This window comes from Fibrobacter sp. UWR4, assembly GCF_003149045.1.
GTDB lineage: Bacteria > Fibrobacterota > Fibrobacteria > Fibrobacterales > Fibrobacteraceae > Fibrobacter.
Genome location: NZ_QGDU01000049.1, coordinates 1 through 16748, shown reverse-complemented (window position 1 = coordinate 16748; position 16748 = coordinate 1). Strand labels below are relative to the sequence as shown.

Below are 16748 nucleotides of genomic sequence, written 5' to 3'. Positions count from 1 at the left end.
TGTAGATGTAAAGATAGCCTACGAATGGGAATCGGAATCGAGAGAATCATCTAGCAAGGCTGCCTAAATGCTTCCACACATGTTGATGATGCCTCAAAAGTATTTTGATTTTTTCACCAATGCGCAAGTGAACGCGCAGGATGCCGAGTTGGTTCGGCGGGTGGTTTGTAAACGTAACCATATTGCCCTACGAATGTTTTCCATTCTAGCAATGGCGGGATTTGCTATTGCCACTCTTACTGGGCTGTATTCCGATATTGACGGAATTTCGCAGAAAGTGATTGGTTATTTTACGGGATTTGTTTTATCGGCGTTAGTGTTCGTTCTGAATTCAACCCTGGTTCCTAAGTTCCCCAAGGTACTGCCTGTTTTACTGTTTGTGTTTGAAGCGGCTCTTTATGCCACGGGAATGTATCTTACCTTTGTGTGTTCGCCAGACCAGCTGACCATAACCCTTTTTGCTTTCGTCCTGGTGGTGCCGCAACTTTTTGCAGAACGCCCTGCCCGGGTGAATTTGCTGACGATGGTCACGGTAATCGCCTTTGTTGCCATTTACTTGATGACGGACTTGAAGCCGGATTCTATACGTAAACAAGAATTCGTGAACATGGGGATTTTTGCGTTTTTAGGAATTGTCCTTGGATCCTATGTTAAAAAGGCTTTGCTTGAAAGATACCTTTTTGAATACAGGGAACAACTGTCCAATAGTAAGGAACGTAAGGCCCAACTTCGACAGTGGAAGTCCATGGCGGATATCTATGTGTCCATGGTGCAGGCTGACTTGAACACGGACATGTATTCCTTGGTGCGAACTAACGAGTATATCCAGAATGTGGTTTCTAGTGATCGTGCGGGATTTAAGCAAAATTTGATAAATGTGATGAAGGCGACGACAGCTCCGGAATTTTTGGATGGAGTTCTTGAATTTGTGGATGTGACCACTCTTCGTGAACGTCTAAAGGACAAGAGAACCATCACTTATGAATTTATGGGCGTAAACTTCGGATGGTGTCGTGCTCGATTTATTGCTGTGAGAGATTCCGCGGATGAAGAGCTTCATCGTGTGATTTATGTGGTGGAAAACATCAACGAACAGAAAAATCGTGAAGCGAAGCTTGCCACCATGGCCGAGACGGATGCCATGACAGGCCTTTATAATCGTCGTGCAGGAACCGCTAAGATTAATGAACTTCTGTATAGTAATCGGGATGGTATGCTTTGCCTTTTCGATGTCGACAAGTTCAAAAGTGTCAACGATACTTTTGGCCACCAGACGGGTGACGAAGTGATTATTGCTGTCGCCAATGCTATGCGTAAGGCTTTCCGCGACCGAGATATTCTGATGCGATTGGGGGGCGATGAATTTGTGGTCTTTGCTACGGATGTGAAAACGGAAGAAGTTGCAGCAAGAGTAATTCAACGTTTCTTCACTATTCTGGATGAAATCCGGATTTCCAACCACGAGGACTATAGAATCTCGATTAGCCTTGGGGCAACATTTGCCCAGAAGAACGTGATGTTTGAAACCCTGTATAAACAGGCGGACGACTGCACTTACGAAAGTAAGAGAATTACGGGAAAAGCTTTTACCTTCTTTCGCGGATAATCTTCAGGTTCCCTCCGGGAACCTTTTTTAATATCTCTCGCCGAGAACGAGGAGGCGGTAGATGGCTTCTTCGCTACCCACTTTATGCTTGTCGGGGCAGTCTCGTCCGAATGTCTTATGCCAGTCACAGTCCGTGGGGACGATTTTTTCGTCGGCGGGCCAGGGACGAATGAATCCCGGCGGTAGCAGGCTGTAGAGTTTGCTACTGTCGATGTCTAGATCGCCTACCCGCGGGGGAAGGGGACCTGCTTCAATTCGCGGACAACCATGGAGTAATTCCGGAGGGTAGCCTCCGATGGCGTTGACCAGCTGGCCTGCGTTATAGAGGGTCACGCGACGGGGACCGCCGCAGTTGTAAATACCCGCAGGAAATTCATGCTCCAGAATGTACTGGACCACACGGCACATGTCGCCGCCGTAAATGGGACGGCGGTATTCGTCCGTATAAAGCGTTGCAGGGCGACCTGGTCTAAAGCGATAGCTGATCCAGTCGATGGCGCCGGCGCAGCCACCGGGGGCATAGTCCATAGGGAGAGGCACACGGAGCATCACTGCATCCGGCTTGATCCGCTGGATCTCGATTTCCGCTTCCAGCTGGTGCTTTCCGTAATTGTGGATGGGATCCTTGGGCGTATCATCCTTGTAGGGGCGGAGATGTGCGGTTTCTTCGCTTCCACTCCAGACCATGTCCGTAGAAATTCTCACGAAGGTGCAGTTAAAATCTGCGGCCAGCTGGGCGGCGTCCACTCCCTGGGAGCAGTTCAGCAAGTAGCTTCGGGGCGTATCGCACTCGCAGGCTTTCAGCGCGCAGTTTCCGCTGGCGTCAATCACCGTCTTGAACTTGTGCTTCTCGAAAAGTCGGGTAAGGCCTGCGGTGTCTTCCGCGTCGATGGCGACAACGTCCTGCCCGTAAACGCAGGGATGTTTAATGGGACGAATCCCGATAAGGGGCGCCGCAGCATCGGGATGGCGTTTCGCCGGATGAATGGTCCCGCTGGTGCCGTCGCTAACATCGGTACCGCCAAACAGCCTGTTGAAATGCCTAAAGAGGGCGTAACCCGGAACGCCGTTCAATCCCAATACAAGGATGGGCAATTTTAGTGGGCGAGTTTCCACTTCAGGTAGCCCGCCATCTGTAAGGGATGATTGAATTCTCCACTGTTCATCTTTGCTTGCAGTTCTTCGTCGGACATTTCCAGGGATTCGATGTCTTCGCTTTCATCGAAGCTGGTCTTGCCTGCACGTACGACGCCGTCAATGAATACGACGTGAAATTTACCGCGGTGACGATCCGGATTGACCGGGAAAGCCCCGAGGTAAGTGAGGGACTGGGGAAATCCGTAAGCGCATTCTTCCTGAAGTTCACGAAGGGCGGCCTGTTCTGCAGTCTCGTTCTTGTCGATGATTCCTGCTGGAAATTCCAATGCAATCTTGCCTGTGCCATGGCGGTACTGTTCCGTCATGACCCACTTGCCATCCTTCGTGCGGGCTAGAATCAGAACCCAGTCCGGCTGCCACAAGGTGTAAAAATCATCGATGACTTTTCCGTTGGGCAGCTCGCATTTTTCCTTGGCTACTTTCAGCCAGGGGGCGTTTACAAGATATTCGGTGTCCAGAAGTTTCCAGGGTTTCATAAGCTTACTTCGCAAATCCCGGAGGAGGCAGGTGCATGCCGGCCATGGTCAGGTTGTTTGCCTTGGCGTAGGCGAGAATCTTCTTGCGAGATTCAATGGACTTTTCCTTATCCATGTCGTAGTTGGAATTGATTTCTGGATGTTCAATTTGCAGGGCGTATCCGTGCATCAGATCGCCAATGACCAGAAGTTCGCCCTTCTGGAAAACGGTGTGGCCCGGAGTGTGGCCCACGGCATCCATGGCGATAACATTGTGGGGGAGCGTGTCCCCGAAGGCGAACAGCTTCAGCTTGTCGTTATAGACGCCAAGAATGGCCTTTTGCAGGTCATTCTTTTCCATGTTCATCCAGGCGTCCTTTTCAACGGAACCTACGTAGACTTCCGCATTCTTGAACACCTTTTCCATACCCTTATCGCTTTGTGCCACCAAGCCGTTGATGTGGTCCACGTGCAGGTGCGTGAGATAGACTTTCTTGACAGAGTCGGGGCTTACTCCCAGTTCATTTAGGTGGGCGAGCATCTGGCCGCCGAATGCCCCAAGGCCTGCGTCAAACAGTATGTATTCGCCTTCGGTCTTCAGCAGATAGGTACTGACAGAAGCGGGAACGCCGTTAGGCAAGTTCATGGAATTATAGAGGGAATCGCTTGCGTCGCTGAACAGTTCGCGAGGGTTCATTTTTTCCCCTGCGTTGTCCTGAATCCAGGTGACGGTGGAACCATCGGCCAGAGTAATAGTCTTGGTGACTGCCTTGGCTGCAATACCTTCTGCAGCACTTTCCGCTTGAGTTTGAGAATTCTGCTGGGCGACTTCCTGCTTTTCGCAAGCGGTAATTGTAAGTGCTAATGCGGCACCTAGAGCAAAGCGTTTAATCATATCAATTCCCTTCTAGTTTGTTCTTGTGGTAGTGCTTACTAGTATAACATAAATACATGATGTCTGCAACGAACAACGCCACGACGCATGCCAAGAATACTTGCTGATGCATCCCGAAGTGCTGGGCCATGGAGCCGCCAACAAGAATGCCTGAACCAATGCCAATATCCCAACCGCTCAGGTAGGTGCTGTTGGCGGTTCCACGCTGGTCGTGCCTTGCCAGGTTCACGCACATGGTCTGGTAACCCGGGAAAATCAATCCAAGGCTTGTGCCGATCATAAAGGAAGAAATAAAGAAGGGGAGGGCGGGGCCACCGGGGAGAATTGCTCCCAGCTCGCCGCAGTAAGTCAACAGCAGGTAGGCCAGAACGTTGAGCGTCATGCCCATGCCTACAAGGCGAGTAAGCCAGCCCCGGTCAATGAGACGCCCCGTCAGGACACGGTTCATGATCAGACCCGCGGCGATGAGCGCATAGAACCATCCACTGCCGCCGATACCAAGTTCTTTCGCATACAAGGCAATGTAGTTGGTCACCGGACCGTAGGCGAATCCCACGAAAATGAAATTCAAAAATTGGGGAATTGCTTTTGTCAAGAAGAAACGGTCCAGGGATAACGGGGCGTGAGGCTTTTTCTCTTTAGGCTTTACCTGCAAAGTCTTCACCAGTATCAAGCCAATAACGCAAAGCGCAATGGATATGGCGAATACCATGTTACTGCCCAATCCTTCGTACAAGAACATGCCGGTCATAGGGCCTGTGGCAAAGGCCAAATTCACGCTAATGCCAAAATAGCCGATGCCTTCGCCGCGACGGCTGCTGGGGAGTGCATCGATTGCCACCGTGTTGCTGGCTGTGGTAGAAATCCCGAAGAATACGCCGTGCATAAAGCGGACTACGGCAAGTAAGGGCAAGAGACCTAAGGCCCAGTACCCTACAAAGCACAAGGTGAATGCGAAAAATGTCCAGAAGTAAAGGGGCTTACGGCTGAGACTATCCACCAGAAATCCGGCGAAAGGCCTACAGCACAAAGCTCCGATGGTATACAACGAAATGATAATGCCCGCAGTGGCGTTATCCGTCTGGAACTTTTCAAAAATGTACAGCGGTAAAACGGGCAATAGCTGGTAGAAACTAAAGAATAGCAAAAAGTTCGCAGCCGCGCAGGTTACAAAATTGCGTGTCCAAAGTGCGGGCTTTTCTACACTCTCGTTCATGATTTGAAATTTAGAAAAATACCTATCCCTTTGGGAATGTTTTATTCGTAATCAATCTTTGAGATTTGACCGTCAAAGTAGACAAAATCGCCATCGGTGTAATTCCAAATGGCTTTGAATGTGGTTGGACGCTTGATTCCGTCTGCACCCGTAATGTAGTTGTCGCAGGCTGCGGTCCAAGGAACATATTCCGTAGTTCCGTCGGTGTTGACTACGGCGCGATCCTTTGTAGTGAAGGAAGTCATTTCGTACTTTTCGTTGAATGTGAAAATGCCGGATGCTTTTTGGTCGCGAAACGTAATGGTGGCACGAACCTGATGGTCATTGACTTCTTCCAGGCTGATGTAGTCTTGCAGCAAGACGCTAGGAAAGAATACACTTTCTGCGAGGAATGTTGCCAAGCAGGCCACGTCCATTTCATGGCCTCTTTGGTCAAACAACGTCAAAAGTTTTGCGATGACGCCCTTCATTCCTCCGACGCCATTGCTGTAGTAATCGTAACCTTGGAACGGAATACCAAACATACTGCTTAAAATCATGGCCATTCTTGCATGTTCTTTGACGTAGTTGTTCTGGATATAATCGATTTTCAAGTTAGGACCGTTCTTGCCCTGCTTGAAATCTACGTCAAGGTACTCCATGTGCAAGGAGTTCATTTTTGGGGTACCGATGTAGCCAGCATTGCCGATGTATTTCTGGATGGCAGAAGGCATGGCTGCAAAATCGGATTCCTTAAAAACTTCATCACTCCTGTACAAAACAGATTTTTCCTTGAGTACGATGTTGTCGTTAGAAAAATCTGTTTTCAGTGGAGAATAGGGAATTTTAAACCAGACAACTGCGGATAGTACAATGGCCGCAACAGCAATGCAAATGATAATCTTCATACGATTATAATGTCGGTTTTCTTTCAGCTTCCCTTGCGTTTTTACTTCTTCTCCAGCATCACGATAGTTTCCAGGTGCGGTGTACCCGGGAACAAGTCCAGAGGCTGCACTTCGCGAACGCGGTAGCCGTAGCGTTCCCATTCCTTCAGGGCGGCTGGGATTTCGTCGGTGCCGCAGAACACATGGCACACGCGAATCGGCTTGCGCATGGCGAGGGCGTGAATCACGCCCGGTTCGCATCCCTTGCGGGGCGGATCCAACAGAATCTTTTCCGGTTCGCCGGGAACAGGACGAGGCAAGCGCATCTGGACGAATTCTTCGTCGATCTTGCCTGCCACAAAGCGGTAATTCTTCTTCAGGTATTTGGCGCTGGCCTTTGCGCTTTCGATGGACGGACCTTCCCATTCCACACCCAGCACGGACTTGGCTGCTTCACCCAGGGCAAAGCTGAACAGACCGTAACCGCAGTACAGGTCCAGGAACTTGTCGTCCTTGGTCAGGCCCATCATGCGGCTAGCTGCCTTGATCAAGTTGTGAATCTGGCTTTCGTTAATCTGGCTGAAGCCTGTGACAGGATACTTCAGACTGAAATGACCCAGGTTCAGGGCCAGTTCGCGGGGGCCGTAAAGCTGCTTGAAGTTCAGACCTTCCGTGGGACGCTTGGCTTCCAGATAGTAATCGGATTCCGTGGTGTCCACATAGGCGTGGGCCGCAGTCACATTCAACTCGCTCTTTTGCAGGACTTCGGAAATCTGCTTCAGCTTACGGACGATAGTGGCGTCAATCTTCTTGATGTTGAAGATGACCACGCGGTAGCGGTAGGTTCCGCGGATAATAATCCAGTTCAAGGCGTAGGCCAAGGGCTTGTATGCCGGAGTGATCAGCTTTTCGAACAGCAGGTTGTAAATCTTGTTGTGTTCTTCCGGTTCCAGCATGGAATCCTGACGGTCGAACTGCAGGTTGCCTGGAGCCATGGCCACGCGGCGCTTGCTGGTGGTACGGTAGGCGCGAGGCAGCGGACTTGCAATCACCTTTTTCGGAGTGCCTGCCAGACGGTTCACGTCCCAGAATTCCTGGATGGCCTGGTCCTTTACCTTCAGCTCGTCCTTGTAGTCCATCATGGCCAAGGATTCGCCGTGGGCGGAATCGGCTTCGCGGGTGTAGTTGGGAATGCAGTTGGCAATGGCCTGTTCAAAAAACATGTGCGCCTCCGTAGGGCAAAATTTTACAAGTGCAAATGTAGCAAAAGGCGAGTGCAGCGACCGAAAACTTGCCTGCAAATTTAGGAAGTTCGCGGAAATCCTAAAAGAGTTTTTTTATACTTATGGGTATAAGGGGAATTGGAAGGAAATATGACGTCTCGAAAGTTTTATTTCGCCTTGTTGGTGAACGTCGCTATTGCGGTGCTTGTTGGCTGTTCGTCGGAGAAAGCGGATGATGACTTTGACCTGAGTGGCTTTAATGCAGAAGAATTTCAGGTTGATAATGATCCGTTGGTTTTTGGTGCGGTCCCTTGTTGCAAGTCGGTGAACCGCGCTTTGCTGAAAAAAACGACTTTTTCCAAGGATGTTGATCGGGTGGTAGCGAGACATAGGGAAGATATTCTTGATACATGTGCTGGACATGGTGTTTTCAAGAAAACATGTGTTGAACGAACTGTTGAAAGTGTTAGCCCCGGTTCTGTCAAGAAGATTGACGAATACGATATTAAGGTAAAAGGTTCACTCAGTAAGAATGAAGTAGTTAGGGTATTAAGACAACGTACTCCGGGACTTCGTCATGTGTACAATAAATCCCTAAGAAAGAAAAATCCAAATTTTGAAGGCCTTGTAAAGCTTAAGCTTGTTGTCAATTCTTCTGGTGAAGTTGATTCTGTGTCTGTAGTTCATTCCACCACGGGCTTTGAGGAATTTGACGAGGAAATAAAGACCGCCGTTGGCCGTTATAAATTCCCAAAGGTGGATTCAGGAAATGCAGCTATTGAAATTCCGCTTGAATTTGTTCTAAACGAAAGCGCAAAGGACGCAAAGTGAAAATACAGAATATTGTGAAGATTACATTGGTTGCTGCCCTTGTGGGGCTGGTTCTGGCATGCGCACCGACGTCAAATTCTACACCCCCAGTTTCTCAAAACGATGTGAATGTTCCTTCCACGGAGCAACCCTCCTCCGTGCCTGCGGATTCTTCCAGTGATTCTCGCATAAATAGGTCGAAGACTGAAATTCAAGAAGTGATAAAGCTTGACACTTATAATCGCTTTCGCGTCATTTATAACCAGTTCCTAAAAAAGCGCCCGGGCTTTGGCGGAAAGATTGTATTGCAGTTTAAAATTATGTCCGACGGCACTGTAGAGGATGTTTCTGTCCTGAGCTCAACCACCGGGTATGAGGAATTTGATGCCGCTATTGCAGAAGACATGGGCCAATGGACCTTTGCAAGTGGAAACTACAAAGACGCCAAGGTCACAATACCATTCACCTTCTACGAATAACCAGACATCAAAGTCCCTTCCATGGGAAGGGACGAGCCCTCCCGACAAAAGCCCAGCAACAATTCCGAAAACATAGCCCCCTTCTGGAGAGTGGGCGGGTAAAAGATATGTCCTAACATCAAAGTCCCTTCCACGGGAAGGGACGAGCCCTCCCGACAAAAAAGCCCCCTCCTTTGAGGAGGGGGTTGGGGGAGGGTGCAAAAAAAGTCCTCTGACAGAGTCAGAGGACTTTTGTTCAAGCGGCGGACCGGGATCGAACCGGCAACCATTAGCTTGGAAGGCTAAGGCTCTACCATTGAGCTACCGCCGCAAGTGAACCCAATTATACAAAAAAATGCCCATTTTCAAAGGGGTAAATAAAAAAGTATTGGAGTTTTTGAAAAATCTTTCTATTTTTACGCTCACAAAAACGAAAACAATTCATCCTGAGGTATCAGAACTTGGCGTTACAACCACCCCGCGGCCGTCAAATGCCCAACCGTCAGAGCGACGGCACTCGTATTAACGAAGATATTCGCATTAGCCCCATCCGTCTTGTTAAGGAAGATGGTGAAGCTGTGGTTATTGAAACTTCCAAGGCTCTCCAGATGGCAAAGGACGCCGGACTGGACCTGGTGGAAGTCTCTCCCAACGCAAAGCCTCCCGTATGTAAGATCATCAACTACGGTAAGTACAAGTTCGAACAGGTCAAGAAGGCTAAGGCCGCCAAGGCCAAGCAGCATGTGGTGAAGCTTAAGGAAATCAAGATGCACCCCAAGACTGCCGAAAACGACTACCTGTACCGTATCAAGCAGGCTAGCGAGTTCCTTCAGGATGGAATGAAGGTAAAGCTTATTATGCAGTTCCGTGGCCGCGAAATGGCTCACATGGACTACGGCAAGCGCCTTATGGAACGTGCCAAGGAAGAATTGGCCCCGTTTGGCGATTTGGAAATGGACTCCAGAGTCGAAGGCAACACTATGCTTTCTATCTACAGTCCTAAACGTGGTGCTGGTACGACAAAGAAGCCGGACCAGGCACCGAAGCCCGTAACCGCGCCCGAGGCAGCAGGTGAGGCTTAACTATACAACCTAAGAGGTAAAAATGCCTAAGATGAAAACTCATAGCGGTTCCAAGAAGCGCTTCCGCCTGACCGGCTCTGGCCACGTCAAGTTCAAGCGCGCTGGTATGCGCCACATTCAAGCTAAGATGACCACTAAGCGTAAGCGTAACCTCCGTAAGGGCGCTCTCGTTAAGAAGGTTGATTTGTACCACGTCAAGCGTCTGCTTGTTGTAGCATAAGGAGTAGTAAGAATGCCACGCGCAAAATCCAGAGTTCCTTCCCGCGAACGCCGCAAAAATATCCTCAAGGCCGCTAAGGGCTTCTACGGTCGTCGCAAGTCCAACATTCGTCTTGCTATCGACGCAGTTGCTCACGCTGGTCAGTATGCCTACGCACACCGCCGCGACAAGAAGGGTGACTTCCGCTCTCTGTGGATCACTCGTCTGAACGCAGCTGTTCGTGAATACGGCATTAGCTATAGCCAGTTCATTTACAAGCTCTCCAAGGCTAACATCAAGATGAACCGTAAGGTTCTCGCTGATATGGCTGTTGCAGATCCTTCTGCATTTGCCAAGGTCGTGGAAACTGTGAAGGCTGCTTAATTTCTTGACCTAGTCAGGAAATTGCGTTAGCTATCATCGAAACGCGAGAAATTGCCCCTGCTCTTCGGAGCGGGGGCTTTCTTTTTCTTCGAAAAAGAAGTCTCGGTCATGTTAGCAATAGATGTATTAGAAAAAATCCACCCCGATTTCAGTCTTCTTCTTGCTCCTGGGTTCCACCACGGCTGCGGAGAACTTGGCGCTATTGAAGACGTCACGGGTAATCTGGTGGACTTCCTCTTCGGTAATGTTCTTCAGGATTTTTTCGGTCCTATCCATAGGGGTCAGTTCCCCGATGTGCAGGACTTGTTCTGCAAGGCGGATGACTCGCTTCTCGGGATTGTCCGCCCCTAGGTGCATGCTGCCCAGGATGTTGGCCTTGGTACGTTCCAGTTCGTCCTTCATGAAGCCCTTCTTTAGGAACTTCTTGGTCTCCTTCACGGAAATGTCCAGCGCCATCTTCAGCTGGTGAGGTTCCGTTGCTAGCGAAACTCCCCAGTCGGCGCAATCGCGGTACAGGTCCGCAGTAGAATAGACGGAATAGGCCAGTCCCTTATCTTCGCGGATCTTCTGGAAGAGTCGGCTTGCCATGCCGGCGCCCATGGCTACATTAAAGAGGGACAAGGCGCAGCGCCCCTTTTCGTCCAGCAGGCTCTTGTCGAAACTCATTCCCCAGAAAAGATTGGACTGGGTAATATCCTGCTTCTGCACCACCTTCACGCTCTGGTTGGATTTGTAGCAATCCTGAGGAAGGGTGAGTCCGGATTTTTTCCTTGCAAATTTCTGGGCGCACAGTTCCACCAAGGCGTCGTGATCCACTTTACCTGCGGCGCAGACATAAATGGGGAACTGGTTCAGGACTTGCTGTTCGTAGGCAAGCATCTGCCTGTGAGTCAGGGCTTTCACATCCTTCACGGTACCCGTGATGGAATGGGCAATGCCGCAGCCCTTGTACTGGATGGCGTTATACACGTCCCCGACGATTTCTTCGGGAACGTCATCGTAGCTGTGGATTTCCTCGATGATGACGCGACGTTCCTTCTCCATTTCCTTCTTGTCGAAACGGGGATTCATGAGCATGTCTGCAATGACGTCGATGGCCAATGCGGCGTCGCCGCTTTCTACCTGGGCGTAAAAACCTGTTTCCTGTCGGGTAGTGTATGCTTCCAGATTTCCGCCGCGGTCTTCGATGGAACGGGCGATTTCAAGAGCGGTTCTATTTTCGGTACCCTTAAATACGAGATGTTCGTAAAAGTGGGAAAGGCCAAATTCTTCCTTGGCTTCGTGTCGGCTTCCCCTAGGGAGCCATGCGCCCAGGGCCACGGAATAGGCGTGGGGCATGTAGTCGGTAATAATGGTAATTCCGTTGGGGAGAGTAGTCTGCTTGATAATCTGTTTCATAGGATTGCGGGAATAATATAGAAGAAAAGCGCCCGTCCTAAAAGGAGCGGGCGCTTTTTCTTAGCCTTGTGGACTAAATTACTTACCGAATTCGGAAGTCGGTTTCATGACCTGCCACAGCACGGCCTTGTGGGCGTGGAGGCGGTTTTCGGCTTCTTCGTAGCTCATGTTCAGGTCCAGGTTGTCCATCACTTCGTCGGTGATTTCGTCGCCGCGGTGAGCGGGCAGGCAGTGGGAAACCTTCACGTGAGACGGAGCGTACTTCAAAAGGTCTGCGTCGATGCGGAACGGCAAGAAGTGATTCTGCTTGGATTCCTTCTGGCCTTCCTGACCCATGGAAACCCACACGTCGCTATAAAGGATGTCGGCGTCCTTGACGGCTTCCTTCGGGTCGTTGAATACGCGGTACTGGCAGCCGTGGCGCTTGAAATCGGCCTGGGCTTCTTCGATCACGTGAGCCGGCTGTTCAAAACCCTTGGGGCAAGCCAAAGTAAAGTTCATGCCCACCTTGGAGCAGAGGGCGAGGAAAGAGTTTGCAACGTTGTTGCCGTCGCCGATGAAGGCCACAGTCTTACCCTTCATGCCGCCGAGATTTTCTTCGATCATCTGGGCGAAGGCGATAGCCTGGCAGGGGTGGTAGTCGTCGGTCAGGGCGTTCACAACGGGAATGGAACCGTATTCAGCCAGCTGTTCCACCAGGTCCTGCTTGAAGCAGCGGACAACGAGAGCGTTCACCCAGCGGGAAAGGCAGCGGGCCACATCCTTGATGGATTCGCGCTTGCCAAGACCGATGGAGTCCGGGGAGAGCAGCACAGCGTGGCCACCCAGCTGGTTCATGCCCACCTGGAAAGTAGTGATAGTTCGCAGAGACGGCTTTTCGAAGAACATACCGATGTTCTGGCCGTGAAGACGGTCGGAGACCTGGCCTGCATGGACTTCCTTTTTAAGGCGGGAAGCGATGGCTACGGTTTCGAGAATCTTTTCTTCGCTCCAGTCAGCGAGGCGGAGGAAGTGTTGGTTGCGATCAATCATTTTTCATTCCTTATTTTGGTGAGCTCAGGAACTGCTCGGTTGAATTTTATCTTTTACGCTTTTTGCTAAAAAACAAAAAACGAAAAACGGAGCTTGTCACTCCGTCTTTCAATTCCTTAACAGGAAAATCACAAGAGAATGCTAACGGAAATTAGCGAATTTTCTTCTTATGACGGTCACGACGACGGCGCTTCTTACGCTTGTGAGTCGCAATCTTCCTGCGCTTTCTTTTCTTTCCGCAAGGCATATTGTATCTCCGTTAAAGGTGAAACTTAAAATTGTGCCTCCAAATAGAGAAAAAAACAAGTCGTTTGTCAAGGGATAGGGGGGAAGTTTCCCCCTGGCTGCAGCCTTTTTTTACGCCGTGGCATCGCTAAAAACAGCCTAGAACATCCAAAAACGCAAAAAAATAACATCAAGGCGTAGTCGGACTGCCGCAGGTTGTCCGCTCGCGGCTGTTTTTGGTACCGCCCGACGGCTCCCCCTGGTTGCCGGCCCCGGCTAAAAGTCTTCCGCCACCCCCTCTCAGCCCGCTGCGGATACCGTTAAGGATTTCCCACCATTTCCATCACCTGCTCCACGGTTGCAAAATCCATGATGCTGTAGCCGCAAAGTCCGTTCCCCATATCCTTGAAGCTGGCTCCAAAGTGATAGACCTTGTCATCGACGAGAAGGAACCTGTCGTGAACTTGCCGCATGTTTCTTAGCTGCAATCCTGGGTATTGTTTGTTATGAATTTCCACCTGATTTTGTAATACCGTGGTGATGCGAGCTGTATAGACGATTGCTGTAACTTTCGGCTTTCGAAATGCTGCGAAATTTAATGCGGTGACATCTGCAAATGGGTCGATGAACACCACGGATTTTTCGGCGGATTTTACAAGTTCTGCAATGAGGGCGAAGCCGTCCCAGCGGGAATTGGCTGGGAGAGTGCAGAGTGATCCTCCTGCTCGTTTTTCAGGTCGATAATACGGTTTTCGTGATTTGCCAAATGATGGTCAATGCGCTCTTCTGCAACAAGCAAGCGCTGGTTTATACTGTAGCCTTTGAGAAGGTGGTCCTTAAGGACTCTGTTGGCCCATTGGCGAAAACGGGTTCCTTGGATGGATTTGACACGGTATCCTACGGATATGATGACGTCAAGATTGTAGTTTTTTGTGCGATGGTATTGAATTTTTCCTTTGACAGCGCCATGCTTAGTGGCTGTCAAGAAATCCTTGACAACCACTTTTGCGTCAAGTTCACCTTCCTTAAAAATATTGTTTATGTGAAGGCTTATGTTTTGCTTTGAAGATCCGAATAACTCAGCCATCTGAGCCTGCGTCAGCCAGACGGTTTCGTTTTCGAGACGGACATCAAGATGCAACTCGCCATCGGTGTGGTAGGCGATGATTTCGCCTTTCTCAGGCGTTTTTTCCAGATGATTTTCCATCGGATGCTCCGAGGAACGCATTTCCCATGATGCGAGGTGACTCGCGGGCCCCTGTCGGGGGGATGTAATAAAAACCGGCGTTTCCGGCTGGGATAAATATACAAATTGCAAAAGTCAGATTATGACAGTCTGTGTTTTTTGACTATATTTTCAAAAAAGGGAATAAATTAGGAGAACATATGAATATATTCAAGAATCTTGCCGTGATGTCCATCGCCGCGATCATGCTTATTGCCTGCGGAGGCGATAACGGCTCCAGCGCCAAGGACGAAGATTCCTCTAGCAGCGTTGCTGACGAGGAAAAATCCTCCTCTAGCACAAAGAATAGCTCCTCTAGCGATAAGGAATCTTCCAGCTCTGCTAAGGAATCTTCTAGCTCCAGCGTAGCAAAGTACGTCTGCGACATTTACACCTTGGCCGATGCCTTGAGCTGTAAGTGTGACGAAAACCGCGAAGGCAAGCTTTCTTACAACTACGACAGCAACGTGGAGCTGGTCTGCATCCACGACGCCGAACTGAACAAGTGGGGCTGGATCGTCAAGAAGGACGAATCTTCTTCCTCCAGCGAAGCCAAGAGCAGCTCCAGTTCTGCAAAGAGCAGCAGCTCTTCCAGCGTCATCCTGAGCTCATCGAGCGAAGGATCCAGTAGCTCGGCTAAGAGCAGCTCCTCTGTTGCCTCTAGCTCTAGCGCAAAGTCCTCTTCTAGCACAGCAAAGAGCAGTTCTTCTGTTGCTTCTAGTTCCAGTGCTAAGTCTTCCTCCAGTTCTGTGAAGATTTCCAGCAGCAGTGAATATGTGCCCTTTGATCATAAGAATTTTCTTGAAGGTGCAAAATACGACAATGGTGAATATAAACAGTTTATCGATAAACGCACTGGCCGTAGCTACTACTATATCACCATTACAGGAAAGGACACCAGCTACAAAGTCAATTCTGTTACGGTCATGGCGGAAAATCTGAATATTGGTGAAATGATTGAAGGACTTGATGATCAATCTGACGATTCCAAGATTGAACGTTATTGCTATAAAGATGATACTACCAATTGCGATAAGTATGGCGGTCTTTACCAGTGGGCGGAAATGATGGCTTTGCCCAGCCGCTGCAACACGGAAAGTTGCGCCGATTTGATTCAGGAAAACCACCAGGGCATTTGCCCCGAGGGCTGGCGCCTGCTGACCTATAACGATATGTACACCATAGTCCATGCAGATGGAAATGAGGACGGTATCAAGGGTGTTCGATCAGAATATAGGTTTGGAGGCTTTAATTCTACCGGATACTCTTTGGTTGGTGCTGGGTATTTGTGGAACTTTGCATTTGATGGTATGAATAGTAGTACATATTGGCATTATCCCGTTGAAAGAACTGAGAAAAGGTCTAATGCCTCGTGGGCTACTAACAGCAGCACTGATTTTCAGGTTGCTTCGACCAATAAAACCAACGGTCTTTCCGTCCGTTGTGTAATGGTGGAGTAACACCAATCTCCTAAACAATTCTCCCCAAAAAAGATTCTCGGGAACCCTCATGGTGAGGGCTCCCATTCCCAAGTTTAACATCACGATACGCAAAGTGCGTATCCAAGGCTAATCTTATGTCTAAATAGCGTGCTAAACGAGCGTCGCAAAATCAAGTTCACTTGATTTTATGACCGAGTGACGCCGCTAACGCCGCAGGCGTTCAATGAACAATAACTCTCGTAAGTCCTCCAAGAACGCTTCTTCCAAGTCTTCTAAGGCAAGAAAAAACTCTAAGAAGAATTTCAAGATCGAAAATCTAGAACCACGCTTAATGATGGACGCGGCCACTAGTTTTGAGGTGGAAAAGATTGAAACCTATGTTGACCAATTTGCAAGTGTTTCTGAAACCATTGGCAATGACATAACCTCGGCCATTGATAACATTGTAGATTTTAATGCATCTTCGCTTGGTTTGACCGAAGGCGTGGAGACTTTTAGCTCTTTGCTTGAAGATTCCGTTGGTGATTTCCAAACAAAAATTGTTGATGATGTAAGACATATTCTTACGGAATCCTTAGAAAAGGCAAAGACTGACATTGAAACCATCAATGAATCTGTAGACGATAAAATCGAGAGTTTTTCGTTGTCTGATTTTGTATCCAAGTATGTGGATGATGTCCTAAAAGATGATGCTCAAAAAGAATATGGTTATTTGAAGTTTGAGACAGATGGCTCAAAGTTAATTGTTTCCGTTGATTTGCAACATAATACTGCTTTAAATGATCTTGGCTTGGATTTTGGTATGACCGAGTGACGCCGCTAACGCCGCAGGCGTTCAAATGAACAAAAGCTTTTGAAAATCTTGAACCCCGTTTGCGCTAAGCGCCTCCCGCTGCGGCTCGGATATGAAAACAGACTAGTCTGTTTTCGCATCACTCGCCTTGTCGGTAATGATGATGGATGCCGCCTCCGGATTCGAGGTGGAAAAACTGGATGCTTACGTAGAACAATTTGAAAGTCTGTCTGCGACAATCGGTGATGAAGTTACAAAGGCTATTGATTCCGTTTCAAACT

General features: G+C 49.2%; 18 protein-coding genes and 1 tRNA gene. 8 read left to right on the top strand and 11 right to left on the bottom strand.

Annotated elements, in window-relative coordinates:
- Positions 1-193 precede the first annotated feature (193 nt).
- Positions 194-1606: a GGDEF domain-containing protein gene (locus tag BGX12_RS14175; protein WP_158278270.1), complete on the top strand. Its 1413-nt coding sequence runs from the start codon at positions 194-196 to the stop codon at positions 1604-1606.
- A 27-nt stretch (positions 1607-1633) separates the two neighbouring features.
- Here the strand turns inward: BGX12_RS14175 and BGX12_RS14170 are convergent, their stop codons facing one another.
- Genes BGX12_RS14170 through BGX12_RS14145 form a run of 6 tightly spaced genes read right to left on the bottom strand, consistent with a single transcriptional unit; the run spans position 1634 to position 7419 of the window.
- Positions 1634-2701, bottom strand: a complete 1068-nt coding sequence (locus BGX12_RS14170; protein ID WP_233246410.1) for a sugar nucleotide-binding protein — start codon at positions 2699-2701, stop codon at positions 1634-1636.
- A gap of 2 nt (positions 2702-2703) precedes the next feature.
- On the bottom strand, positions 2704-3240 hold the full coding sequence (locus BGX12_RS14165) for an NUDIX hydrolase (RefSeq protein ID WP_073230885.1): 537 nt from the start codon (positions 3238-3240) through the stop codon (positions 2704-2706).
- 4 nt (positions 3241-3244) lie between these two features.
- Positions 3245-4114 (bottom strand): MBL fold metallo-hydrolase, encoded by an 870-nt coding sequence (locus tag BGX12_RS14160; protein ID WP_109736688.1) that lies wholly within the window; start codon positions 4112-4114, stop codon positions 3245-3247.
- 1 nt (position 4115) lies between these two features.
- Positions 4116-5330: an MFS transporter gene (locus tag BGX12_RS14155; RefSeq protein ID WP_109736687.1), complete on the bottom strand. Its 1215-nt coding sequence runs from the start codon at positions 5328-5330 to the stop codon at positions 4116-4118.
- Between the two features lie 41 nt (positions 5331-5371).
- A complete protein-coding gene (locus BGX12_RS14150) occupies positions 5372-6217 on the bottom strand; it encodes a DUF6544 family protein (RefSeq protein ID WP_233246409.1) in 846 nt (281 codons plus the stop codon).
- 41 nt (positions 6218-6258) lie between these two features.
- Positions 6259-7419, bottom strand: a complete 1161-nt coding sequence (locus tag BGX12_RS14145) for a class I SAM-dependent RNA methyltransferase (protein WP_109736686.1) — start codon at positions 7417-7419, stop codon at positions 6259-6261.
- Positions 7420-7569: 150 nt separating this feature from the next.
- Between BGX12_RS14145 and BGX12_RS14140 the strand changes: the two genes are divergently transcribed.
- The gene (locus BGX12_RS14140; RefSeq protein WP_109736685.1) at positions 7570-8250 is read left to right on the top strand and encodes a TonB family protein; all 681 of its coding nucleotides are present in this window, start codon (positions 7570-7572) and stop codon (positions 8248-8250) included.
- Positions 8247-8708, top strand: a complete 462-nt coding sequence (locus BGX12_RS14135; RefSeq protein WP_158278269.1) for a TonB family protein — start codon at positions 8247-8249, stop codon at positions 8706-8708. Before BGX12_RS14140 ends, BGX12_RS14135 begins: the two co-directional genes overlap by 4 nt.
- A gap of 238 nt (positions 8709-8946) precedes the next feature.
- Here the strand turns inward: BGX12_RS14135 and BGX12_RS14130 are convergent.
- Positions 8947-9018: transfer RNA gene (locus BGX12_RS14130), tRNA-Gly, on the bottom strand.
- Positions 9019-9148: 130 nt separating this feature from the next.
- Between BGX12_RS14130 and infC the strand changes: the two genes are divergently transcribed.
- Genes infC through rplT form a run of 3 tightly spaced genes read left to right on the top strand, consistent with a single transcriptional unit; the run spans position 9149 to position 10352 of the window.
- Positions 9149-9769 carry a translation initiation factor IF-3 gene (gene infC, locus BGX12_RS14125; RefSeq protein WP_233246408.1) on the top strand — a complete coding sequence of 207 codons (621 nt, stop codon included), beginning with the start codon at positions 9149-9151 and terminating at the stop codon, positions 9767-9769.
- A 22-nt stretch (positions 9770-9791) separates the two neighbouring features.
- A complete protein-coding gene (rpmI, locus tag BGX12_RS14120; RefSeq protein ID WP_073230901.1) occupies positions 9792-9989 on the top strand; it encodes a 50S ribosomal protein L35 in 198 nt (65 codons plus the stop codon).
- A 12-nt stretch (positions 9990-10001) separates the two neighbouring features.
- Complete coding sequence (gene rplT / locus BGX12_RS14115; RefSeq protein WP_109736682.1) at positions 10002-10352, top strand: 50S ribosomal protein L20; 351 nt, start codon at positions 10002-10004, stop codon at positions 10350-10352.
- A gap of 126 nt (positions 10353-10478) precedes the next feature.
- Here rplT and BGX12_RS14110 read toward each other — a convergent pair whose 3' ends face one another.
- The 4 genes from BGX12_RS14110 to BGX12_RS14095 form a co-directional block, all read right to left on the bottom strand.
- Entirely contained in the window at positions 10479-11750 is a 1272-nt protein-coding gene (locus BGX12_RS14110; protein ID WP_109736681.1) for a pitrilysin family protein, read from the bottom strand.
- Positions 11751-11828: 78 nt separating this feature from the next.
- A complete protein-coding gene (gene argF / locus BGX12_RS14105; protein ID WP_109736680.1) occupies positions 11829-12782 on the bottom strand; it encodes an ornithine carbamoyltransferase in 954 nt (317 codons plus the stop codon).
- Positions 12783-13327: 545 nt separating this feature from the next.
- A complete protein-coding gene (locus tag BGX12_RS15575) occupies positions 13328-13480 on the bottom strand; it encodes a hypothetical protein (protein WP_158278268.1) in 153 nt (50 codons plus the stop codon).
- Between the two features lie 179 nt (positions 13481-13659).
- A complete protein-coding gene (locus BGX12_RS14095; protein WP_109736678.1) occupies positions 13660-14214 on the bottom strand; it encodes a virulence RhuM family protein in 555 nt (184 codons plus the stop codon).
- Positions 14215-14393: 179 nt separating this feature from the next.
- On the opposite strand from BGX12_RS14095, the gene BGX12_RS14090 reads away from it, so the two are divergent.
- The gene (locus tag BGX12_RS14090; RefSeq protein WP_109736677.1) at positions 14394-15692 is read left to right on the top strand and encodes an FISUMP domain-containing protein; all 1299 of its coding nucleotides are present in this window, start codon (positions 14394-14396) and stop codon (positions 15690-15692) included.
- A 205-nt stretch (positions 15693-15897) separates the two neighbouring features.
- Positions 15898-16488 (top strand): LEPR-XLL domain-containing protein, encoded by a 591-nt coding sequence (locus BGX12_RS14085; protein WP_109736676.1) that lies wholly within the window; start codon positions 15898-15900, stop codon positions 16486-16488.
- Positions 16489-16748: the final 260 nt, after the last annotated feature.